A 22,540-nucleotide genomic window follows, 5' to 3' on the forward strand; every position below is an offset into this window, starting at 1 on the left:
CATGCAACTGCGCCGTACCCTGCTGGCTTCCGTGGCCGCTGCCGCCGCCCTGAGCGCCCTGACGCCTGCCGTCTTTGCGGCCGACGCCGTCTACCCCAGCCGACCGATCCGGCTGATCGTGCCGTTTGGTGCCGGCGGTTCCACCGACATGGTGGCCCGGCTGCTGGCCGAGAAGATGGGCCCCATCCTGGGCCAGGCTGTGGTGATCGAGAACAAGGGCGGTGCCGGCGGCTCGATTGGCGCTTCGGAAATCGCCAAGTCCGCACCGGACGGCTACACCATCGGCATGGCGACGGTGTCCACCCATGGCGCCAATCCGGCCATCATGACCAAGCTGCCGTATGACGCAAAGAAGGACTTTGCCCCCATCACCAATGTGATGAGCGTGCCCAGCGTGTTTGTGGTGCACCCCAGCGTGCCGGCCAAGACCATGAAGGAGTTCATTGCACTGGCCAAGGCCCATCCCGGCAAGTACACCTTCGCCTCGCCCGGCACCGGTTCGCTGGGCCACGCCAACATCGAGAACTTCATGAATCTGGCGGGCATCGAGCTGCTGCACATCCCCTACAAGGGCGCAGGCCAGGCCCTGACCGATGCGCTGGGCGGCCAGGTCAACGCCATGACGGACAACCTGCCGTCTTCGCTGTCCAACATCCAGGCCGGCAAGCTGCGTCCGCTGGCCGTGCTGGCCTTCAAGCGTGCCGAGGTGCTGCCGGATGTGCCGACCTACACCGAGCTGGGCTATGCCCAGATGGGCGACGGCGGCTGGTTCGGTCTGGTGGCTCCGGCCGGCACGCCCAAGGCCGTGATCGCCAAGCTCAACGCAGCGGCGCACAAGGCGATGCAGGACCCCGCCTACCTGGCCAAGCAAAAGGAAATCTCCGGTGAAGGCATGGCCAACACGCCCGAACAGTTTGCCAAGCAGATCGACACGGCCATTGCCCGCTACACCGCCGTGGCCCAGCGCGCCAACATCAAAATCAACTGATGACTGCAACTGCTGCCTTGCCTGATTTCCTACAACCCCTGCCCCAGCAGCCGGTGGTGGTGCGCCCGCCCCAGGGCGCGGTGCTGCCGCTGGTGTGCGATTCGCCGCACAGCGGCACCGCCTACCCGGCCGACTTCGGTGTGGCGGTGCCCCTGGCGCTGCTGCGCCGCGGGGAAGACACCCATGTGCACCGCCTGTGGGATGCCCTGCCCGATTACGGCGCCACGCTGATCGAAGCCACGTTTCCGCGCACCTACATCGACCCCAACCGCGCAGAGGGGGACATCAACCCCGCCATGCTGGATGGGGAGTGGCCCGTGGCGCTGCAGCCCGGCCCCAAGACGCTGCAGGGCCTGGGCCTGGTGTGGGAGCGCATCAGCCAGGCCGGCCAGTCCACCCCGGTGTACGACCGCAAGCTGAGCGTGGCCGAGGTGCAGCAGCGCATCGAGCGCTACTGGCGCCCCTACCATGCGGCGGTGAGCCAAGCCATCCGCTGGAGCGTGGACCGCTTTGGCGGTGTGTGGCACATCAATCTGCACTCCATGCCCAGCGATGTCTACCAGCGCCTGGGTACGCCGGACAAGCAGCTGGCCGATTTTGTGCTGGGCGACCGTGACGGCACCACCTGTGCGCCGGAGTTCATCCACCTGATCGGCGACACGCTGCAGGCCCAGGGTTACAGCGTGGCCTACAACGAACCCTACAAGGGAGTGGCGCTGCTGGCCGACATCGGCCAGCCCCATCTGCAGCGCCACAGCATGCAGATTGAGATCAACCGCCCGCTCTACATGGACGAGGCCACGCGCGAACCCAACGCTGGCTTCGAGCCGCTGCGCCAGAACCTGCAAAAAGTGATGGCCATGGTGAGCGACTACGTGCGCCAGCAGCTACCCGTACGAGGCTGATGGCCCTGCCTGAAGGCAACAGCGGCGGGGATGCCGCTGTCGCCCAGGCAGCTTGCACAGGCTGACGGCTGGGGTTGCCCCCGTCTGTCTGCACGGTCCCCGTTTCTACAATCGCGCCAACGGCCCCGGCAGGGGCCGGATTTGCGTGGGCTGTTCGCACCGGCCTGCGCAGACCTTGCATTGCCAAAAAAACGGGAGACAACACCATGCAAAAAATCGTGCGCACCAGCCTGGCCCTGGCGGCCGGCGCTCTGCTGTCCGTGGCCCAGAGCCAGGCCCTGGCCCAGACTTTTCCCAGCAAGCCCATCCGCGTGGTGGTGGGCTTTCCCGCCGGCGGCCCGCTGGACCAGCATGCCCGCCTGCTGAGCGACAAGCTGCAGGCCGTGCTGGGCCAGCCCATTGTGATGGACTACAAGCCCGGTGCCGGCGGCACCGTGGGCGCGCAGGACGTGATGAAGGCCCCGGCCGACGGTCACACCCTGATGGTGGCCAACACCGGTGTGATGGCCATCAACCCTGCGCTCTACCCCAAGCTGCCCTATGGCACGCTCAAGGACTTCACCCCCATTGCCCGCACCGCCATGCAGCCGCTGGCGCTGCTGGTCAACAACCAGGTGCCGAGCAAGACGCTGCCGGAATTCATTGCCTACGCCAAGGCCAACCCGGGCAAGGTCAACTACGGCTCGGCCGGCAACGGTGGCATCAGCCACCTGGTGCCCGAGATGTTCAAGATCGCCACCGGCACGCACATGGTGCACATCCCCTACCGCGGCAGTGCCCCGGCGTTTGCCGACCTGATGGGCGGCCAGGTGCAGTTCATGGCCGAAAGCATTCCCCAGGCCGCCAATTACCACAAGCAGGGCAAGGTGCGCGCCCTGGCGGTGACCAGCAAGACCCGCAACCCGGCGCTGCCCGATACGCCCACGGCCATCGAAAGCGGCCTGAAGGGCTTTGAGGTGGTGGGGTTCTACGGTTTCCTGGCCCCGGCCGGCACGCCCAAGGATGTGGTGGTCAAGCTGAGCGACGCCTTCCAGCAGGTGATGAACAACACCGATGTGCGCGAACGCATGGTGACCCAGGGGGCCGACCCGGCCTTCCTGGGTGCTGACGATTTCGCCAAGTTTCTGGGCGGCGAGCTGCCGCGCTGGGCGGCGGCGGTGAAGGCCTCCGGCACCAAGATGGATTGACCGCCAGGGTCCTTGCCTCTTCGCCTTTTCGTCGCTGCACCGGTGCGGCGTGGGCGCAGGGAGGGCTGGGTCCATGCCAAGGCCTGCGCACAGAAGGCCCCGCCATCAAAAAAGCCCGGGACTGCCGGGCTTTTTTGTTGACGGTGCTCTGCTTACAGCTGGCTGTGGGTCTGAGCCGGGCTGAACAGGTCCACGCGGTCGGTGATGATGCCGTCCGTGCCCAGGTCGATCAGGCGCTGGGCGGCCCATTCGTCGTTCACCGTGTAGCTGCTGCAGCGCAGGCCGGCGCCGTGCACCTTGGCCACCAGCTCGGGGGTCCACAGGGCGTGGTTCAGCACCATGGCGCTGCAATCGAGCTCCAGGGCGGTCTGCAGTTCGGCATCGCCGTTGCCATCGGCCAGCTTGTCCACCAGCAGGCCGCGCGGAATGTGGGGGGCGACTTCCCGGGCGCCGCGCAGCGAGTCCGGCTTGAACGAGGTGAACAGCGGCGGCACTTCCGCCTGGGGCCAGATGCGGTTCATCAGCACACCGCAGGCGCGGCCGGTTTCCAGCTCCTGGCCGGGCGTGGGCTTGATTTCCACATTCAGGTGCAGGTGGTTGGCCAGGCACCAGCGGGCCAGGGCTTCCAGCGTGGGCAGGGCTTCGCCTGCATAGGCGCGCGAATGCCAGCTGCCGGCGTCCAGCTCGGCGATCTGGCCCATGGTCAGCTCGCCACCGATGCCGTGGCCGTTGGTCGTGCGTTCCAGCGTGGCGTCGTGCATCAGGAACAGCACGCCGTCGCTGCTGAGCTTGGCATCGCATTCGAAGAAGCGGTAGCCGTGCAGGGCGCCCAGGCGGAAGGCGCTCAGGGTGTTTTCCGGTGCCAGCTTGCCGGCGCCGCGGTGGGCCACCCAACGGGGGTAGGGCCAGGGTTTCAATGCAGTAGTCATAGTCTTGCCAGTGCGAATGTGACAAGAGCACCACAAGCTGGGCCTGGGGTGCTCTTCTTTCAGGATTCAGTGAACCGGGGGCGGGCTTTATGCGCGCTTTCCCGTTTCGGCGTTGAACCAATGCAGCCGGTCTTCGCGGGCCGAGATGCGGGCCGTTTCGCCGGGCTTGGGGAAGGGCTTGCCTTCTTCGATGCGGACGGTGACGTCCTCATCGCCCACCTTGCCGTACAGCAGGCGCTCGGCACCCAGCAGTTCCACGGTGTGCACCTTGAATTCCACGCCGCCGGTTTCGACCAGGTCGATGTGCTCGGGGCGGATGCCCAGGATCAGGCCGGGCTTGCCATTGGGCGAGTGCTTCAGCAGGTTCATGGGGGGCGAACCGATGAAGCCGGCCACGAAAGTGGAGGCCGGGGTGTGGTAGACCTCTTCGGGCGTGCCGAACTGCTCCACATGGCCGCCGTTCATCACCACCATGCGCTGGGCCAGGGTCATGGCCTCGACCTGGTCGTGGGTCACGAACAGGCTGGTGATGCCCAGCTCGGCGTGCAGCTTCTGGATCTCCAGGCGGGTCTGGCCGCGCAGCTTGGCGTCCAGATTGGACAGGGGTTCGTCAAACAGGAACACCTGGGGCTGGCGCACGATGGCACGGCCCATGGCCACGCGCTGGCGCTGGCCGCCGGACAGCTGGCGGGGCTTGCGGTCCAGCAGGTGGCTCAGTTCCAGAATCTTGGCGGCCTTGTCGACGCGGCGCTTGATCTCGTCTTCCGGCACCTTGGCGAGCTTCAGGCCATAGGCCATGTTCTCGTAGTTGCTCATGTGCGGGTACAGCGCGTAGTTCTGGAACACCATGGCGATGTTGCGCTTGGCGGGTTCCAGGTCGTTGACCTTCTTGTCGCCGATGACCAGATCGCCATCGGTGATTTCTTCCAGGCCGGCAATCATGCGCAGCAGCGTGGACTTGCCGCAGCCCGAGGGGCCGACCAGCACGACGAACTCGCCGTCCTTGATCTCGACGTTGATGCCGTGGATGACGGGCACGGCAGTCTTGCCGATGCCGTAGCGCTTGACGATGTTCTTGAGGGAAATGGAAGCCATAACAGTCGTATTTCGTTCAATGGGTCACAAGGTGGTGGGTACAGCCAACAGGGTCAGGATTGGTCGAGATTTACTTCTCGGTATCCACCAGGCCTTTGACAAACCACTTTTGCATCAGGATCACCACGGCCGTGGGCGGCAGCATGGCGAGGATGGCGGTGGCCATCACGATATTCCAGTCCACGGCGGCTTCGCCACCGGCCAGCATGCGCTTGATACCGATCACCACGGGGTACATGTCTTCCGAGGTGGTCATCAGCAGCGGCCACAGGTACTGGTTCCAGCCATAGATGAACTGGATCACGAACAGTGCGGCAATCGAGGTCTTGGACAAGGGCACCAGGATGTCCTTGAAAAAGCGCATGGCGCCGGCGCCGTCGATGCGGGCGGCTTCCACCAGCTCGTCCGGCACCGTCAGGAAGAACTGGCGGAACAGGAAGGTGGCGGTGGCCGAGGCGATCAGCGGCAGGGTCAGGCCGGCATAGCTGTTGAGCAGGCCCAGCTCGGCGACGACCTTGTAGGTCGGCAGGATACGCACTTCCACCGGCAGCATCAGCGTCAGGAAGATGGCCCAGAAGCAGACCATCTTGAAGGGGAAGCGGAAGTAGACGATGGCGAAGGCCGACAGCAGCGAGATGGCGATCTTGCCCACGGTGATGATGATGGCCACCCAGAAGGAGACCCACATCATGTGCACGACGTTGGTGTTGGAGCCCAGCTTGCCGGAGCCCAGCAGGGCTTCGCGGTAGTTTTCCCACATGTGGGCGCCGGGCAGCAGCGGCATGGGCGACTGGACGATGGCTTCCGCGGTGTGGGTGGAGGCAATCAGTGCCAGGTACAGCGGGAAGGCCACGATGGCCACGCCGAGGATCAGCACGGCATGGGACAGGATATTCAGCCAGGGGTTGCGATCAACCATGATCAGTACTGCACTTTCTTCTCAACATAGCGGAACTGAACCACGGTCAGCACGACAACGATCAGCATCAGGATCACGGACTGGGCTGCCGAGCCGCCCAGGTCCAGCGCCTTGAAGCCGTCCTGGTAGACCTTGTAGACCAGGATGGAGGTGGACTGGCCGGGGCCGCCCTGGGTGGCTGCGTCGATGATGCCGAAGGTGTCAAAGAACGCGTAGACGATGTTGATCACCAGCAGGAAGAAGGTGGTGGGCGACAGCAGCGGCAGCTGGATGTTCCAGAAGCGGCGCCAGGGGCCGGCACCGTCGATGGAAGCGGCTTCGATCAGCGCCTTGGGAATGGACTGCAGGCCCGCCAGGAAGAACAGGAAGTTGTAGGAGATCTGTTTCCACACCGAGGCGATGACGATCAGGGTCATGGCCTGGCTGTCGTTCATCATGTGGTTCCAGTTCACGCCCAGCTTGCCCAGGTAGTAGGTCACCACGCCGATGGACGGCGAGAACAGGAACACCCACAGCACGCCGGCGATCACCGGGGCCACGGCGTAGGGCACGATCAGCAGGGTCTTGTAGACCATGGCGAAGCGCACGATGCGGTCGGCAAAGATGGCCAGGGCCAGCGACACTGCGATGCCCACGCCTGCCACCAGCACCGAGAACAGGGCGGTGCGATTAAAGGAATTCAGGTAGGTCGGGTCGGCGAGCAGGTTGCGGAAGTTATCCAGCCCCACCCATTCGGTGCTCATGCCAAAGGCGTCTTCCATCTGGAACGACTGGAGCACGGCCTGGCCTGCAGGCCAGAAAAAGAAGATGCCAATGATGAGCAGCTGGGGTGCGATCAGCAACCAGGGCAACCATTTGGACCGGAAAAGTACGCGTTTTTCCATGGGATGTACAAACTCAAAAGCCGCCGTTGCCCATGAAAGGAACTGCGGGGGGCTGGGGTCGCTGCCTCCACCGCAGCAGGTGGGGAAGCGAGTCGAAACGAAACGAAACGCTTTTTAGCGAATTTGCGCGTATTGTGCCCAGTGAAAAGCCGCTGCGCCAGAGGCTGCAGCGGCTCTACCCCCAAATCGAGGGGAATTACTTATTACTTGTAAGAGCGCTCGAAGCGTGCCAGCAGTTCGTTACCGCGCGACACGATAGCGTCCAGGGCTTGCTGACCGGTCTTCTTGCCTGCCCACACCTGTTCGAGTTCTTCGTCCTCGATGGTGCGGATCTGCACGTAGTTGCCCAGGCGGATGCCGCGCGACTTGTCGGTCACCTTGCGGATCATCTGCGTCACGGCGGTGTCCGTGCCAGGGTTCTTCTGGTAGAAGCCGGACTTGTTGGTCAGGTCATACGCGGCCATGGTCACAGGCAGGTAGCCGGTGCGCTGGTGCGAAGCGGCCTGGACCTTGGTCTGCGACAGGAATTCGAAGAACTTGGCCACGCCCTTGTACTCTTCGGACTTCTTGCCTGCCATCACCCACAGCGATGCGCCACCGATCACGGTGTTCTGGGGCGCGCCCTTCACATCGGGGTAGTAGGGCAGGGGAGCCAGTGCGTAGGCGAACTTGGCGTTCTTGGCCACGTCGCCGTAGAAACCGGACGAGGTCTGGATCATGGCGCATTCACCGGCGGTGAACGAAGCCTGGGCGGTGGAAGCGCGGCCCTTGTACACAAATTCGCCGGCCTTGGCTGCGGCAGCCAGGTTGTCGATGTGCTTGACGTGCAGAGGCGAGTTGATCTTCAGGCGGGCCTTGTGGCCGTTGGCGCTCAGACCGTTCTGCTCGGTCGCGAACTCGACGTTGTGCCAGGTGGAGAAGGATTCCAGCTGGGTCCAGCCCTGCCATGCCAGGGTCATGGGGCAGCTGTGGCCGCTGGCCTTGAGCTTCTTTGCGGCTTCGAACACTTCAGGCCAGGTGGTGGGGGCCTTGTCGGGGTTCAGGCCGGCCTTCTTGAAGGCGTCCTTGTTGTAATAGAAGATGGTGGTGGAGCTATTGAACGGGAAGCTCAGCATCTGGCCGTTGGGGGCGGTGTAGTAACCGGCCACGGCGGGGATGTAGGCCTTGGGGTCGAAGGACACGCCGGCATCGGACATCACCTTGCCCACGGGCACGGTAGCGCCCTTGGAGGCCATCATGGTGGCGGTGCCCACTTCGAACACTTGCAGGATGTGGGGAGCATTGCCCGAACGGAACGCAGCAATGGCGGCCGTCATGGACTCGTCATACACGCCCTTGAAGGTCGGGACGATCTTGTATTCCTTCTGGCTTTCGTTGAATTCCTTGGCCAGATCGTTGACCCATTCGTTGTTCACGGCGGTCATCGAGTGCCACCACTGGATTTCGGTGGCGGCGTGGGCGGTGCCGATGGCGGCTGCGGTCATTGCGGCGGACAAAGCCAGGCGCTTGAATTGCATGCAGGAACTCCTTGGATTGCTATGCGGGGAGAGATATGCCAGCCATATTAAAGGGCGAGCATGGCGTTTGTGTGACGGGCGCATGACGGGGTTTCCCCCTGGCGCGGATGCCACATGGCTCCGATTTCATGCAGTTGTCACTAAACGTTGTGGCGCATTCTATGTTCGCTTCTATTCGATGTCGTTCCTGATTTTTCCTATCTGGGGTCTTGAAGCCGTGCGCTGGATCAGAGAATGCAGTGGCGGCGCGGTGGCTTAGGGTGAACCCCGGCAGAAACCAGGGCCCTGGCATAAAATCACGCTCCCCATGGCTAAGGAGCGCCCTTCAGGGTGCCCACCCCCGGTCCACCACATGAATGCACCGATTGCGCAGGCCGCCTTGTTGGGCAAGACGGCTGAACCTGCCCGACTCCGCGAGATTCCCTATAACTACACCTCGTTTTCTGACCGGGAAATCGTGATCCGCCTGCTTGGCGCGCCCGCCTGGAGCGTGCTGGAGCTGTTGCGTAGCGAACGCCAGACTGGCCGTTCTGCCCGCATGCTCTACGAAGTGCTGGGCGACATCTGGGTGGTGCAACGCAACCCCTATCTGCAGGACGACCTGTTCCACAACCCCGACCGCCGCAAGCAGCTGGTGGAGGCGCTGGAACACCGCATGGCCGAGGTGCAAAAGCGCCGCGTCCCCGAGGCCGATGCCCAGCGCGACGCCCTGGTGGGTGAGCTGATCGAGGCGGCCAACAACGCCGTGCGCGAGTTCGACCGCACCTTCGACGAAGCCGAGAAGCTGCGCCAGCGCGTGCGCAAGACGCTGGGCAAGCTGACGCACAAGGACAACATCAAGTTCGATGGTCTGTCGCGCGTCAGCCATGTGACCGATGCCACCGACTGGCGGGTGGAATACCCCTTTGTGGTGCTGACCCCGGATTCCGAAGTGGAGATGGCCGGCCTCGTCAAAGGCTGTATCGACATCGGCCTGACCATCATTCCGCGCGGAGGCGGTACCGGCTATACCGGTGGCGCGATTCCGCTGACCTGGCGCTCGGTGGTGATCAACACCGAAAAGCTCGATGCCATCACCGAAGTCGAGATGGTGCAGCTGCCTGGCGTGAGCCACCCCGTGCCCACAGTGTGGACCGAGGCCGGCGTGGTGACCCAGCGCGTGGCCGATGCGGCCGAGCGTGGCGGCTTTGTGTTCGCCGTGGACCCGACATCGATTGAAGCCTCCTGCATCGGCGGCAACATCGCCATGAATGCCGGTGGCAAGAAGGCCGTGCTGTGGGGTACGGCGCTGGACAACCTGGCCAGCTGGCGCATGGTGACACCCGATGCGCAGTGGCTGGAAGTGACCCGCGTGGACCACAACCTGGGCAAGATCCACGACGCCGAGATGGCCAGCTTCGAGCTGAAGTACTTCGAGGCGGATGGCAAGACCCCAGTGCGCAGCGAACGCCTGGACATTCCCGGCCACAAGTTCCGCAAGGAAGGCCTGGGCAAGGACGTGACGGACAAGTTCCTCTCCGGCCTGCCCGGGGTGCAGAAGGAAGGCACGGACGGCCTGATCACCAGCGCCCGCTGGGTGGTGCACCGCATGCCGGCCCATACGCGCACGGTGTGCATGGAGTTCTTCGGCAACGCCAAGGATGCCGTGCCCTCGATCGTCGAGATCAAGGACTACATGTTCGCCGAGCAAAAGCGCAGCGGCGTGCTGCTGGCCGGCCTGGAGCATCTGGACGACCGCTATCTGCGTGCCGTGGGCTATGCCACCAAGAGCAAGAAGGGCGATGGCCATCTGCCCAAGATGGTGCTGATCGGCGACATCGTGGGCGACGACGCCGATGAGGTGGCGCGGGTGACCAGCGAAGTGGTGCGCATTGCCAATTCGCGCAACGGCGAAGGCTTCATCGCCATCAGTGCCGAAGCGCGCAAGAAGTTCTGGCTGGACCGCAAGCGCACCGCAGCCATCAGCCGCCACACCAACGCCTTCAAGATCAATGAAGACGTGGTGATCCCGCTGCCGCGCATGGCCGAGTACACCGACGGCATCGAGCGCATCAATATCGAACTCTCGCTGCGCAACAAGATCAAGCTGTGCGATGCGCTGCTGGCCTTCCTGCAGCAGGGCAATCTGCCGCTGGGCAAGCAGGACGACGCCGGCGACATTCCCACGGCCGAGCTGCTGGAAGACCGTGTGCTCCAGGCCGTGGAGCTGGTGCAGGAAGTGCGTGCCCTGTGGGCCGGCTGGCTGCGCGACGTGGCCACCCTGTTCCCGCAGCTGCAGGACCATACGCTGCGCTCCAGCTGGAAGACGCAGATCAAGGCCCCGCTGGCACAGATCTTCAACGGCGAAGCCTTCAAGCCCTTGCTGGACGAGGCGGCACAGGTCCACCAGCGCGTGCTCAAGGGCCGCGTGTGGGTGGCGCTGCACATGCACGCCGGTGACGGCAATGTGCACACCAACATCCCGGTCAACTCTGACGACTACGAGATGCTGCAGACCGCCCACGAAGCCGTGGCGCGCATCATGCAGCTGGCCCGCAGCCTGGATGGCGTGATCTCGGGTGAACACGGTATCGGCATCACCAAGCTGGAGTTCCTGAGCGACGAGGAGCTGCAGCCTTTTGCCGACTACAAGCAGCGCGTGGACCCGGAAGGCCGTTTCAACCGCGGCAAGCTGATCCGCGAGAAGAGCGGCCTGGTGCCTGCCCGCTCGCCGCGCGAAGCGCTGATGTATGCCGACCTGACCAATGCCTACACGCCATCGTTTGGCCTGATGGGGCACGAGTCGCTGATCATGCAGCAAAGCGACATCGGCGCCATTGCCGATTCGGTCAAGGACTGCCTGCGCTGCGGCAAGTGCAAGCCGGTGTGCAACACGCACGTGCCGGGCGCCAATCTGCTGTATTCGCCGCGCAACAAGATTCTGGCCACCTCGCTGCTGGTGGAAGCCTTCCTGTACGAGGAGCAGACGCGCCGCGGCGTGTCCATCAAGCACTGGCAGGAATTCGAGGATGTGGCCGACCACTGCACCGTCTGCCACAAGTGCTTCACGCCCTGCCCGGTCAAGATCGACTTCGGCGACGTGACCATGAACATGCGCAATCTGCTGCGCAAGATGGGCAAGAAGAGCTTCAATCCGGGCAACAAGATGGCCATGGCCATGCTCAATGCCACCAACCCCGACACCATCAAGCTGCTGCGCAAGGGCATGGTGGGCGTGGGCTTCAAGGCGCAGCGCATTGCGTCCGACCTGCTGCATGCGGTGGCCAAGCCGCAGCTCAAGCACCCGCCGGCTTCGGTGGGCAAGCCTGCACTCAAGGAGCAGGTGATCCACTTCGTGAACAAGAAGCTGCCCGGCGGTCTGCCCAACAAGACGGCCCGCGCGCTGCTGGACATCGAAGACAAGGAGTACGTGCCCATCATCCGCAATCCGCAGACCACCAGTGCGGACACGGAAGCGGTGTTCTACTTCCCCGGCTGCGGCTCCGAGCGCCTGTTCAGCCAGGTCGGCCTGGCCACGCAGGCCATGCTGTGGCACTCCGGCGTGCAGACCGTGATGCCTCCGGGCTATCTGTGCTGTGGCTACCCGCAGCGCGGCAGCGGCCAGTACGACGTAGCGGACAAGATGATCACCGACAACCGGGTGCAGTTCCACCGCGTGGCCAACACGCTGAACTACCTGGATATCAAGACGGTGGTGGTGTCCTGCGGGACCTGCTACGACCAGCTGCAGGGCTACCATTTCGACAAGATCTTCCCGGGCTGCCGCATCATCGACATCCACGAGTTCCTGCTGGAGAAGGGCATCACCTTGCCGCAAGGCCAGGGCGGTTACCTCTACCACGACCCCTGCCACAGCCCGATGAAGCTGCAGGACCCGATGAAGACCGTGAAGGCCCTGGTGGGCGACGGCGTGATCAAGAGCGACCGCTGCTGCGGTGAATCCGGCACGCTGGCGGTGTCGCGTCCCGATATCTCCACCCAGATCCGTTTCCGCAAGGAACAGGAAATCCTGAAGGGCGAGGCCGAGTTGCGCGCCAAGGGGGCGGTGGGTGAGAAGGGAAACGTGAAGATCCTGACCAGCTGCCCCGCCTGCCTGCAAGGGCTGAGCCGTTACGGCAATGACCTGAAGGATGGCCTGCTGGAAGCCGACTACATCGTGATCGAGATGGCCAAGCAGATCCTGGGCGAGAACTGGCTGCCCGAGTACGTGGCCCGCGCCAACAACGGCGGCATCGAACGGGTGCTGCTGTGAGCACCGCCGTGGCCCCCTCCGCACCGGCCGGCTGCCCCTTGTGCGACGGCCTGGGGGGCGCGCTGGTCTGGCAAGGGCGCAATGCCCGCGTGATCCGTGCGCAGGAAGAGGGCTTTCCCGCCTTCTACCGCGTGGTGTGGACGGCACATGCAGCCGAGTTCACCGACCTGAGCGCGCCCGAGCGCGCCGAGTGCATGGAACTGGTGGCCGCTGTGGAGCGCGTGCTGCGCGACCGGCTGGCGCCAGACAAGGTCAATCTGGCCGCCTTGGGCAATATGGTGGCCCATCTGCACTGGCACGTGATTGCGCGCTGGCGCTGGGACAGCCACTTTCCCGGTTCCGTCTGGGCCGCGGTGCAGCGCCCGCGCGATCCGGTCCAGGAGGCCGCGGTGCAGGCCCAGCTCGACGCCACGGACTGCGCGATCGCCGCGGCACTGGATGCGCGGACGTGAACACAACAGCAGCTGCATGTGCACCAGCAGCGCAGGTTTTAGATAGGTAATTGCCATGACTGACATGCCTCTTCCCCAGTCCATCACCCTGCACGGCGCCTCGCGCGTGCTGGAGCTGGGCTATGCCGACGGCGCCGTGCACCGTCTGCCGTTTGAACTGCTGCGCGTGTATTCGCCTTCGGCCGAAGTGCAGGGCCACGGCCCGGGCCAGGAAGTGCTGCAGACCGGCAAGCGCGATGTGACCATCGTCAACCTGGAGCCCGTGGGCAATTACGCGCTCAAGCCTTTCTTCAGCGACGGCCACGAAAGCGGCCTGTACACCTGGACCTATCTGTACGAGATGGGCAGCAAGCAGGAGGCGCTGTGGGCCGACTATCTGGCGCGCCTGGCGGCGGCCGGTGTGGACCGTGACACGCCCATGCCCGGCAAGGCCAGCGGCGGCAGCTGCGGCACGGGCGGTGGTTGCGGCAGCAGCAGCGCCGAGGCCCCGGCCAGCAGCGGTGGCGGCTGCGGTAGCGGTTCCTGCGGCTGCGGCGCCTGATCCCGCGCAACCTACCTTCGTGGCGACGGCAGGAACTTGGACCCCGTACGGCAGTCCAATTCTCTGCGGTGCTATAGTTAAAGTAGCTTGCGCTGCACGTGGCGCAAGCGTTTATCGCCCCTTTGGCTTGAAGTGATGCCCTGTTGCACTACGGGGTTGTCGCTGTACGAGCCGCCCGGGGCTGCTTACATTCCTGTCCTATGAGCAGCACACATTTTGGTTTCGAGACCGTTGACGAGAAAGACAAGGCCAGCCGCGTGCGCGGCGTGTTTGACTCGGTCGCGTCCAAGTACGACATCATGAATGACCTGATGTCCGGCGGTCTGCACCGTGCCTGGAAGGCCTACACCGTGATGGTGGCCAACCTCAAGGAAGGGGACCAGGTGCTGGACATCGCGGGGGGGACCGGCGATCTGTCGATGGCGTTTTCCAAGAAGGTCGGCAACAGCGGCCGCGTGGTACACACCGACATCAACGAAGCCATGCTGCGCACGGGCCGCAACCGTCTGGTGGACAAGGGCATCATCCTGCCCACCCTGGTGTGCGATGCCGAAAAGCTGCCGTTCCCCGACGCGCACTTCGATCTGGTGAGCGTGGCCTTCGGCCTGCGCAACATGACGCACAAGGATGCCGCGCTCAAGGAAATGAACCGCGTGCTCAAGCCCGGCGGCAAGCTGCTGGTGCTGGAGTTCTCCAAGGTGGCCAAGCCCCTGGAGAAGTCCTATGACTTGTACTCATTCAAGGTGCTGCCCTTCCTGGGTAAGCTGGTGGCGGGCGATGACTCCAGCTACCGCTATCTGGCGGAGTCCATCCGCATGCACCCGGGGCAGGAAGCGCTCAAGACCCTGATGCAGGACGCGGGTTTCGGGCATGTGGACTATCACAATATGACGGGCGGCATCGTGGCCCTGCATGTGGGTATCAAGTGCTGACGCTGAAAGGACAGGCACCTATGCAGTACGGATTTGCAAAAGGTTTTGGTTAGTTCGGAATTTTTTCCCATTATTAGGAGAGCAAAGCAATGATGAAGGTGTGGGCAGTGGTTTTGGTCGCAGCGTTGGCTGTGGTGCATCCCTCCGTGGAAGCCAAACGCATGGGCGGTGGCGGTTCCATGGGCAAGCAGTCGAGCAATGTGACGCAGCGTGATGCTGCGCCCCGTGCACCCCAGCAAGCACCGGCCCAGCAACAGGCCGCAACCCCCAAGCCCGCTACCCCGGCGGCCACGCCGGCAGCGCCTGCCAAGAAGCCCTGGGGCGCCATGCTGGGCGGTCTGGCCGCAGGTCTGGGTCTGGCCTGGCTGGCCCACTCGCTGGGTTTTGGTGAAGCCTTCGCCAACATGCTGATGTTCGGTCTGCTGGCACTGGCCGTGATGGTGGTGATCGGCATGGTCATGCGCGCCCGCAACAAGCCCAAGGCCGCCGCCAGCGCTGCTGCATCGCCTTTCGCCTTCCAGGGCGCGGGTGCCCCGGTCCCCGACGCCGTGGCACAGCCGCGCGACTACAACCCGAAGAATGTGGGCAACGACGCATCGGCCCGCCCCTGGGAGCAGGACCATGTGCCGGCCACCGGCGGCAGCATGATCGGCTCCGGTCTGGCCGCATCGGCACCGAACTGGAGCGTGCCGGCCGACTTTGACGCCGCAGGCTTCCTGGAAGCCGCCAAGCGCAACTTCGTGACCCTGCAGGCCGCCTGGGACCGTGGCGATGTCACCACGCTGCGTTCCATGATGACCGACGACATGCTGTCCGAGATCAAGACCCAGCTGCAAGAGCGTGAAGCCCAGAGCGGCGGCGTGCTCAACCAGACCGATGTGGTGATGATCGAAGCCCAGCTGCTGGGCATTGAAGACCTGGGCCATGCCTACATGGCCAGTGTGGAGTTCTCGGGCATGATCCGCGAAGATGCCTCCGCAGGCCCCAGCCCCTTCCGCGAAGTCTGGAATATGACCAAGCCGAAGAGCAACTCCAGCGGCTGGCTGGTGGCGGGATTGCAGGCACTGCAATAAAAATCTTTCCACTTCAGGAATAATCGGGGGACTATGGCAACACAGTCCCCTTTTTCTTTTCTCAACGGCCTGGTCGAACGCGTGGTGGAAACCGTGCAGCCGCCCCAGTGGCTGGTGCACGAAACCCAGCAGCGCGTCGTGCTCTTCCTCAACCATGTGCTGATGCAGGAGAAGGCGGCCATGGAGCGCCTGGTGCGCCAGAAAGGGCGTGTGGCCCGGGTGCAGTGGCGCAACTTCAATATGGCGCTGCTGATCACGCCGGCCGGCCTGTTCAATCTGGCCCCCGAAGGTGCCACCCCCGACCTGCTGCTGGAAATTGCCGACAGCAACCCGCTGGTGCTGGCCAAGACGGCCCTGCGCGGCGACAAGCCTGCCATCCGCATCGAAGGTGATGTGCAGCTGGCGGCCGACATCCACTGGCTGGTCGACAACGTCGAGTGGGATGTGGAAGAAGATCTGGCGCGCATCATCGGTGACACGCCCGCCCACATGATCGGCAGCGCGGCCCGCAAGCTGGCCCAGGGGCTGCGCCAGTTCGTCGGTGCCCGCATGGCCAAGGCCGATGAGGCTGCCACACCTGCCTCCGGCGCACAGAACAACCTGCCGGTGGCCGACGCCGAGCCGCGCCAGCCGCAATGAGCAAGTTTCTGCGGGGCGCCACCATCCTCTGGGTGGCCTTGCGCTATGGGCTGGACGAGCTGGTGCTCTCCGGCTTCGAGCATCCCTGGTTGCGCGGTCTGCGCCGCGTGCTGACACTGGGCCGCAAGCTGGACGCGCCGCGCGGCGTGCGCCTGCGCGAGGCGCTGGAATCGCTGGGCCCGATTTTTGTGAAGTTCGGCCAGGTGCTGTCCACGCGCAGCGACCTGATGCCGCCCGATGTGGCGGAAGAGCTGGCCAAGCTGCAGGACCGGGTGCCGCCATTCGATCCCCAGATTGCGGTGGACACCATCGAGAAGTCGTTCCGCAAGCCGCTGGACCAGGTGTTCCTGAGCTTCGAGCGCGTGCCCGTGGCCAGTGCCTCGATCGCCCAGGTGCACTTCGCCACCGTGGTGGACCGGGATGGCAAGGAGCGCGAAGTGGCCGTCAAGGTGCTGCGCCCCGGCATGAAGCGCGTGATCGACAAGGATCTGGCGCTGATGCACATGATGGCCAGCTGGGTGGAGCGGCTCTCCGCCGATGGCAAGCGCCTCAAGCCCCGCCAGGTGGTGGCCGAGTTCGACAACTACCTGCACGACGAGCTGGACCTGATCCGCGAAGCCTCCAATGCGGCGCAGCTGCGCCGCAACATGGACGGCCTGGATCTGGTGCTGATTCCCGAGGTGTACTGGGATTTCTGCCGCCCCGACGTGATGGTGATGGAGCGCATGAAGGGCGTTCCCATCAACCAGATCGAGCGTCTGCGTGAAGCCGGGGTGGACATCCCCAAGCTGGCGCGCGACGGGGTCACGATTTTCTTCACCCAGGTGTTCCGCGACGGCTTCTTCCACGCCGACATGCACCCGGGCAACATCATGGTCAGCCTGGAGCCCGAGACCTTCGGGCGCTATATCTCGCTGGACTTCGGCATCGTCGGCACGCTGACCGAGTACGACAAGGAGTATCTGGCGCAGAACTTCACGGCCTTCTTCCGGCGTGACTACAAGCGCGTGGCGGAGCTGCACATCGAAAGCGGCTGGGTGCCGCCCACCACCCGGGTGGACGAGCTAGAAGCCGCCATCCGCGCAGTGTGCGAGCCGTACTTCGACCGTCCGCTGGCCGAGATTTCGCTGGGCATGGTGCTGATGCGTCTGTTCCAGACCTCGCGCCGCTTCCAGGTGGAAATCCAGCCGCAGCTGGTGCTGCTGCAAAAGACCCTGCTCAACATCGAAGGTCTGGGCCGCCAGCTGGACCCGAATCTGGACCTGTGGAGCACGGCCAAGCCCTTCCTGGAAAAGTGGATGCTGGACCAGATGGGCCCGCAACGCCTGTGGCGCGAGCTGAAGGCCGAGGCCCCCCGCTATGCCAAGCTGCTGCCCGAGCTGCCCCGTCTGGTGCAGCAGTTCCTGCAGCAGGACCGCCACGGCAGCCAGCAGGCCATGCAGGAGCTGCTGGCCGAGCAGAAGCGCACCAACCGATTGCTGCAGATGATTCTGTACGGGGGCGTGGGCTTTGTGCTGGGCCTGGTGGTGGTGCGCATCTTGCTAGTGACGCACTTCATTTTCTGAATCTACAAAAACAACTTTCAACGGGAGAACCAGCGTGCTGCTCTTCATGGTGATTGCTTACCTGTTCGTCACCATCGGCATCGGCCTGTGGGCGGCCAGGCGGGTGAAAAACACGGCCGACTTCGCGATTGCCGGCCGGCATTTGCCGATGTACATGATCATCACCACCACGTTTGCCACGTGGTTCGGTTCGGAGATCGTGCTGGGCGTGCCGGCCAAGTTCATCGAAGGCGGCCTCCATGCCGTGGTGGAAGACCCGTTCGGCGCTGGCATGTGCCTGATCCTGGTGGGCCTGTTCTTTGCCGGCAAGCTCTACCGCATGACGCTGCTGACCATCAGCGACTACTACCGGGGCCGTTTCGGCCGCGGCATCGAAGTGGTCTGCTCGCTGATCATCATGCTCAGCTACCTGGGCTGGGTCTCGGCCCAGGTCACGGCGCTGGGCCTGGTGTTCAACCTGCTGTCCGGTGACCTGATCAGCGTGCCCTGGGGCATGGCGATCGGCGTGCTCTCCATTCTGGTCTACACCCTCTGGGGCGGCATGTGGTCGGTGGCCGTGACGGACTTCATCCAGATGATCATTCTGGTGCTGGGTCTGGTGGTGCTGGCCTTTTTTGCGGCCGACATGGCTGGCGGCGCGGACAAGGTGATCGATCTGGCCACCAGCCGCGATCTGTTCAAGTTCTGGCCCGAGCCCAGCTGGCACGAAATCCTGTTCTTCTTCGGCGCGGCTATCACCATGATGCTGGGCTCCATTCCGCAGCAGGACGTCTTCCAGCGCGTGATGTCGGCCAACAGCGAAAAGGCGGCCGTGCGCGGTACCGTGATCGGTGGCACCGCCTACATCTTCTTCGCCTTTGTGCCCATGTTCCTGGTGGCCAGCGCGCTGCTGATCATGCCGGAAGAGGCCACGGCCCTGCTGGGAGACGATCCGCAGAAGGTGCTGCCCACGCTGGTGATGGACAAGATGCCCGTGGTCATGCAGGTGCTGTTCTTCGGTGCGCTGCTGTCGGCCATCAAGTCCTGCGCATCGGCCACCTTGCTGGCCCCCAGCGTGACCTTCACCGAAAACATCTGGCGCCAGTTCCGCCCGATGACCAGCGACCGTGAAAACCTGCTCACCATGCGCATCAGCGTGCTGGTGTTTGCGGCCTGCGTGCTGACCTATTCCATCCTGATGGAAGGCACGCCCATCTACGAACTGGTGTCCAGCGCCTACCAGGTGCCGCTGGTGGGGGCCTTTGTGCCGCTGGTCTTCGGTCTGTACTGGAAGCAGGCCAGCACCCAGGGCGCCATTGCCGCGGTGACGTTGGGCATTGGTGTGTGGCTGCTGTTCATGGTGGTGCCGGGCTGGGCGGACGTGTTCCCGCAGCAGCTGGCGGGTCTGCTGGCGGCCATGACCGGCATGGTGGCGGGTTCGCTGCTGCCGCAGTGGATCACCAACCGCCGTGATGAAGTGGTGCACTACACCTCGGACACGCCGGTTGTCGGGGTCTGAGTCCCTGTCTTGTTGCGGGCCCCGCCGCCGGGTTTGGCAACGGGCGCCCGATGGGGATTGGGCCTTGCCGGGCTTCGCCAAGTCTGGCTGCCTATAATGAAGGGTTTTGCGAAATCCTTTTTTCCTCCCTCTGCGCTATGCCGATCTATGCATATAAGTGTGGCTCCTGTGGCCACGCCAAAGACGTTCTGCAGAAAATGTCGGATGCGCCGCTGACGGCCTGTCCGGCCTGCGGTGCCGAGGCCTTTTCCAAGCAGCTGACGGCCCCGGGCTTCCAGCTCAAGGGCTCGGGCTGGTATGCCACCGACTTCAAGGGCGGCTCGACCTCCCAGGCGGCCGCCGCTGCGCCTGCCTGCGACAGCGGTGGCAGCGCCTGCGCGGCTGCGGGCTGCCCATCCGCTTCGGCCGAGGTGTAAGCCGCCCTATGTCAGCACTGCGCAAATGGCTCTTCACCGGTCTGCTGGTCATCGTGCCCGGCGTCATCACCGCCTGGGTGTTGAACTGGATCATCGGCACGCTGGACCAGACCCTGCAGATCCTGCCGGAGCACTGGCAGCCCGATAGATTGCTGGGCATGCACATCCCGGGTTTCGGGGTGCTGCTGACTTTGCTGATCCTGCTGCTGGTGGGCGGTGTGGCCAGCAATTTCGTAGGCCGCAAGTTGGTGAGCTGGGGCGATGCCATCATTTCCCGCATCCCGGTGGTACGCTCCATCTACTCCAGCGTCAAGCAGGTGTCGGATACGGTGTTCTCCGACAGCGGCAACGCGTTTCGCACCGCCGTGCTGGTGCAATGGCCGCGCGAAGGCGTGTGGACGGTGGCTTTCATCACCGGCCAGCCATCGGGCGAAGTGGCCAGCTACCTGCGCGATGAATATGTGAGCGTGTTCGTTCCGACCACGCCCAACCCCACGGGCGGCTACTTTGTGCTGATGCGCAAGAGCGATTGCGTGGAGCTGGAGATGAGCGTGGACACCGCGCTCAAGTACATCGTTTCGATGGGTGTCGTGGCGCCACCGCCGCTGCCGGTGCCCGACGAGCCCAACTGATAAACAACCCAAACAGCGCGTCCCACGAGGGCGCAGGAAGATAAACCGATGGCCATGCGCTCTGAATATTGCGGTCTTGTGACCGAGGCCCTGATGGGCCAAACCGTGACCCTGTGCGGCTGGGTGAATCGCCGCCGTGACCACGGTGGTGTGATCTTCATCGACCTGCGCGACCGCGAAGGTTATGTGCAGGTGGTGTGCGACCCGGACCGTGCCGAGATGTTCAAGACCGCCGAAGGCGTGCGCAACGAATTCTGCGTGCAGGTCAAGGGCCTGGTGCGTGCACGTCCTGCAGGCACCACCAACGACAAGCTCAAGAGCGGCCAGATCGAAGTGCTGTGCCACGAACTGAACGTGCTGAACGCTTCGGTGACGCCTCCCTTCCAGCTGGACGACGACAACCTGTCCGAAACCGTGCGCCTGACCAACCGCGTGCTGGACCTGCGCCGCCCGGTGATGCAGCGCAACATGATGCTGCGCTACAAGACCGCCATCCAGGTGCGCAACTTCCTGGACAAGCAAGGCTTCATCGACATTGAAACCCCGATGCTGGGCAAGTCCACCCCCGAAGGCGCCCGCGACTATCTGGTGCCTTCGCGCGTGCACGACGGCGAATTCTTCGCGCTGCCCCAGTCGCCCCAGCTGTACAAGCAGATGCTGATGGTGGCCGGCTATGACCGCTACTACCAGATCACCAAGTGCTTCCGCGACGAAGATCTGCGCGCTGACCGCCAGCCTGAATTCACGCAGATCGACTGCGAAACTTCGTTCCTGAACGAAGAAGAAATCCGTGCCATCTTCCAGACCATGATCAAGGAAGTCTTCCAGACCCAGCTGAACGTGGATCTGGGCGAATTCCCCATCATGACCTACCAGGATGCGGCCTTCCGCTTCGGTTCGGACAAGCCCGACCTGCGCGTCAAGCTCGAATTCACCGAGCTGACCGACTGCATGGGCGATGTGGACTTCAAGGTCTTCTCCACCCCTGCGACCACCAAGGGTGGCCGTGTGGTGGCCCTGCGCGTGCCCGGCGGTGCTGCGATCTCGCGTGGCGAAATCGACGGCTACACCGAGTTCGTCAAGATTTATGGCGCCAAGGGCCTGGCCTGGATCAAGGTCAACGAAGTGGCCAAGGGCCGTGACGGCCTGCAGTCGCCCATCGTCAAGAACCTGCACGATGCAGCGATCGCCGAAATCCTGAAGCGCACCGGCGCACAGGATGGTGACCTGTTGTTCTTCGGTGCAGACAAGGAAAAGATCGTCAACGACTCCATCGGTGCGCTGCGCCTGAAGGTGGGTCACAGCGAATTCGGCAAGAAGAACGGCCTGTTCGAAGACAAGTGGGCACCGCTGTGGGTGGTGGACTTCCCCATGTTCGAATACGACGAAGAGAACGACCGCTGGGCCGCCGTGCACCACCCATTCACTTCGCCCAAGGACGGTCATGAAGACCTGATGGACACCGATCCCGGCAAGTGCATCGCCAAGGCCTACGACATGGTGCTGAACGGCTGGGAACTGGGCGGTGGCTCGGTGCGTATCCACCGCGCCGACGTGCAGGCCAAGGTGTTTGCGGCCCTGAACATCACGCCGGAAGACCAGCGTGCCAAGTTCGGCTACCTGCTGGATGCGCTGCAATACGGCGCACCTCCCCACGGTGGCCTGGCCTTCGGTCTGGACCGCCTGATCACGCTGATGACCGGCTCGGACTCCATCCGTGACGTGATCGCCTTCCCCAAGACCCAGCGTGCACAGGATCTGCTGACCCAGGCGCCTTCGCCTGTGGACGAGAAGCAGCTGCGCGAGCTGCACATCAAGCTGCGCAACGTGGCGGTGACCACCACCACGGCCGAGTAAGCCATGGCCTGATCCAGCGGTGGTGCTGCGGCGCCAGCCGCTGGTGAGCGATCCCTGCCAACGCCACCCAGCCTCCCGGCTGGGTGGCGTTTTTCATGGCTGTCGCTCCAAGGCGTGAGAGTAGGGCGGGCATCCGTTATGGCTGAAAAATGCTGTGCTGCAGCATGGTTGCGGGGCAGCTCCAGCGGCTATTCCGCGCAGGACACAGGTTTTGACCTTTTCCGGCCCGGCTGCGGCGCTACCATGAGGTGATGGCATC

19 protein-coding genes are annotated in these 22,540 nt (G+C 63.9%); 14 read left to right on the top strand and 5 right to left on the bottom strand.

Features of this window, described 5'->3' with window-relative positions; genetic code table 11:
- Window position 1 precedes the first annotated feature (1 nt).
- From QM470_RS14160 to QM470_RS14170, 3 genes are all read left to right on the top strand, one after another.
- Entirely contained in the window at window positions 2-988 is a 987-nt protein-coding gene (locus QM470_RS14160; protein WP_283339708.1) for a tripartite tricarboxylate transporter substrate binding protein BugE, read from the top strand.
- Window positions 988-1,893: an N-formylglutamate amidohydrolase gene (locus tag QM470_RS14165; protein WP_283339709.1), complete on the top strand. Its 906-nt coding sequence runs from the start codon at window positions 988-990 to the stop codon at window positions 1,891-1,893. Before QM470_RS14160 ends, QM470_RS14165 begins: the two co-directional genes overlap by 1 nt.
- A 206-nt stretch (window positions 1,894-2,099) precedes the next feature.
- The gene (locus tag QM470_RS14170; protein WP_283339710.1) at window positions 2,100-3,080 is read left to right on the top strand and encodes a Bug family tripartite tricarboxylate transporter substrate binding protein; all 981 of its coding nucleotides are present in this window, start codon (window positions 2,100-2,102) and stop codon (window positions 3,078-3,080) included.
- A gap of 152 nt (window positions 3,081-3,232) precedes the next feature.
- On the opposite strand, the gene ugpQ is transcribed toward QM470_RS14170, so the two are convergent.
- From ugpQ to ugpB, 5 genes are all read right to left on the bottom strand, one after another.
- Window positions 3,233-4,009, bottom strand: a complete 777-nt coding sequence (gene ugpQ, locus QM470_RS14175) for a glycerophosphodiester phosphodiesterase (RefSeq protein WP_283339711.1) — start codon at window positions 4,007-4,009, stop codon at window positions 3,233-3,235.
- Window positions 4,010-4,096: 87 nt separating this feature from the next.
- Window positions 4,097-5,104 (bottom strand): sn-glycerol-3-phosphate import ATP-binding protein UgpC, encoded by a 1,008-nt coding sequence (locus QM470_RS14180; RefSeq protein WP_066540567.1) that lies wholly within the window; start codon window positions 5,102-5,104, stop codon window positions 4,097-4,099.
- A gap of 70 nt (window positions 5,105-5,174) precedes the next feature.
- Entirely contained in the window at window positions 5,175-6,023 is an 849-nt protein-coding gene (ugpE, locus tag QM470_RS14185) for a sn-glycerol-3-phosphate ABC transporter permease UgpE (protein WP_066540570.1), read from the bottom strand.
- Window positions 6,024-6,025: 2 nt separating this feature from the next.
- Window positions 6,026-6,907 carry a sn-glycerol-3-phosphate ABC transporter permease UgpA gene (gene ugpA, locus QM470_RS14190; RefSeq protein ID WP_066540573.1) on the bottom strand — a complete coding sequence of 294 codons (882 nt, stop codon included), beginning with the start codon at window positions 6,905-6,907 and terminating at the stop codon, window positions 6,026-6,028.
- Between the two features lie 203 nt (window positions 6,908-7,110).
- Window positions 7,111-8,424: a sn-glycerol-3-phosphate ABC transporter substrate-binding protein UgpB gene (gene ugpB / locus QM470_RS14195; protein WP_066540576.1), complete on the bottom strand. Its 1,314-nt coding sequence runs from the start codon at window positions 8,422-8,424 to the stop codon at window positions 7,111-7,113.
- 352 nt (window positions 8,425-8,776) lie between these two features.
- On the opposite strand from ugpB, the gene QM470_RS14200 reads away from it, so the two are divergent.
- The 11 genes from QM470_RS14200 to aspS all read left to right on the top strand — a co-directional run bounded on the left by QM470_RS14200 (window position 8,777) and on the right by aspS (window position 22,281).
- Window positions 8,777-12,676 carry a DUF3683 domain-containing protein gene (locus QM470_RS14200; RefSeq protein WP_283339712.1) on the top strand — a complete coding sequence of 1,300 codons (3,900 nt, stop codon included), beginning with the start codon at window positions 8,777-8,779 and terminating at the stop codon, window positions 12,674-12,676.
- Complete coding sequence (locus tag QM470_RS14205; protein WP_283339713.1) at window positions 12,673-13,128, top strand: HIT family protein; 456 nt, start codon at window positions 12,673-12,675, stop codon at window positions 13,126-13,128. The genes QM470_RS14200 and QM470_RS14205 overlap by 4 nt, the downstream gene beginning before the upstream one ends.
- A 55-nt stretch (window positions 13,129-13,183) precedes the next feature.
- Window positions 13,184-13,669 carry a gamma-butyrobetaine hydroxylase family protein gene (locus tag QM470_RS14210; protein ID WP_283339714.1) on the top strand — a complete coding sequence of 162 codons (486 nt, stop codon included), beginning with the start codon at window positions 13,184-13,186 and terminating at the stop codon, window positions 13,667-13,669.
- Between the two features lie 200 nt (window positions 13,670-13,869).
- Window positions 13,870-14,601, top strand: coding sequence for a bifunctional demethylmenaquinone methyltransferase/2-methoxy-6-polyprenyl-1,4-benzoquinol methylase UbiE (ubiE, locus tag QM470_RS14215; protein ID WP_066540580.1), 732 nt, complete (start codon window positions 13,870-13,872; stop codon window positions 14,599-14,601).
- A gap of 89 nt (window positions 14,602-14,690) precedes the next feature.
- Complete coding sequence (locus QM470_RS14220) at window positions 14,691-15,674, top strand: Tim44 domain-containing protein (RefSeq protein WP_283339716.1); 984 nt, start codon at window positions 14,691-14,693, stop codon at window positions 15,672-15,674.
- Window positions 15,675-15,707: 33 nt separating this feature from the next.
- On the top strand, window positions 15,708-16,313 hold the full coding sequence (locus QM470_RS14225) for a hypothetical protein (protein ID WP_280024004.1): 606 nt from the start codon (window positions 15,708-15,710) through the stop codon (window positions 16,311-16,313).
- On the top strand, window positions 16,310-17,878 hold the full coding sequence (gene ubiB / locus QM470_RS14230) for a ubiquinone biosynthesis regulatory protein kinase UbiB (protein ID WP_283339717.1): 1,569 nt from the start codon (window positions 16,310-16,312) through the stop codon (window positions 17,876-17,878). Before QM470_RS14225 ends, ubiB begins: the two co-directional genes overlap by 4 nt.
- Before the next feature lie 34 nt (window positions 17,879-17,912).
- Window positions 17,913-19,376 carry a high affinity choline transporter 1 gene (locus QM470_RS14235; RefSeq protein ID WP_283339718.1) on the top strand — a complete coding sequence of 488 codons (1,464 nt, stop codon included), beginning with the start codon at window positions 17,913-17,915 and terminating at the stop codon, window positions 19,374-19,376.
- Between the two features lie 137 nt (window positions 19,377-19,513).
- On the top strand, window positions 19,514-19,792 hold the full coding sequence (locus tag QM470_RS14240) for an FmdB family zinc ribbon protein (protein ID WP_283339719.1): 279 nt from the start codon (window positions 19,514-19,516) through the stop codon (window positions 19,790-19,792).
- An 8-nt stretch (window positions 19,793-19,800) separates the two neighbouring features.
- Window positions 19,801-20,424: a DUF502 domain-containing protein gene (locus QM470_RS14245; RefSeq protein WP_283339720.1), complete on the top strand. Its 624-nt coding sequence runs from the start codon at window positions 19,801-19,803 to the stop codon at window positions 20,422-20,424.
- Between the two features lie 48 nt (window positions 20,425-20,472).
- Window positions 20,473-22,281 carry an aspartate--tRNA ligase gene (gene aspS / locus QM470_RS14250; protein WP_066540609.1) on the top strand — a complete coding sequence of 603 codons (1,809 nt, stop codon included), beginning with the start codon at window positions 20,473-20,475 and terminating at the stop codon, window positions 22,279-22,281.
- Window positions 22,282-22,540: the final 259 nt, after the last annotated feature.

This window comes from Comamonas sp. 17RB, assembly GCF_030056555.1.
Classification (GTDB): Bacteria; Pseudomonadota; Gammaproteobacteria; order Burkholderiales; family Burkholderiaceae_C; genus Comamonas; species Comamonas terrigena.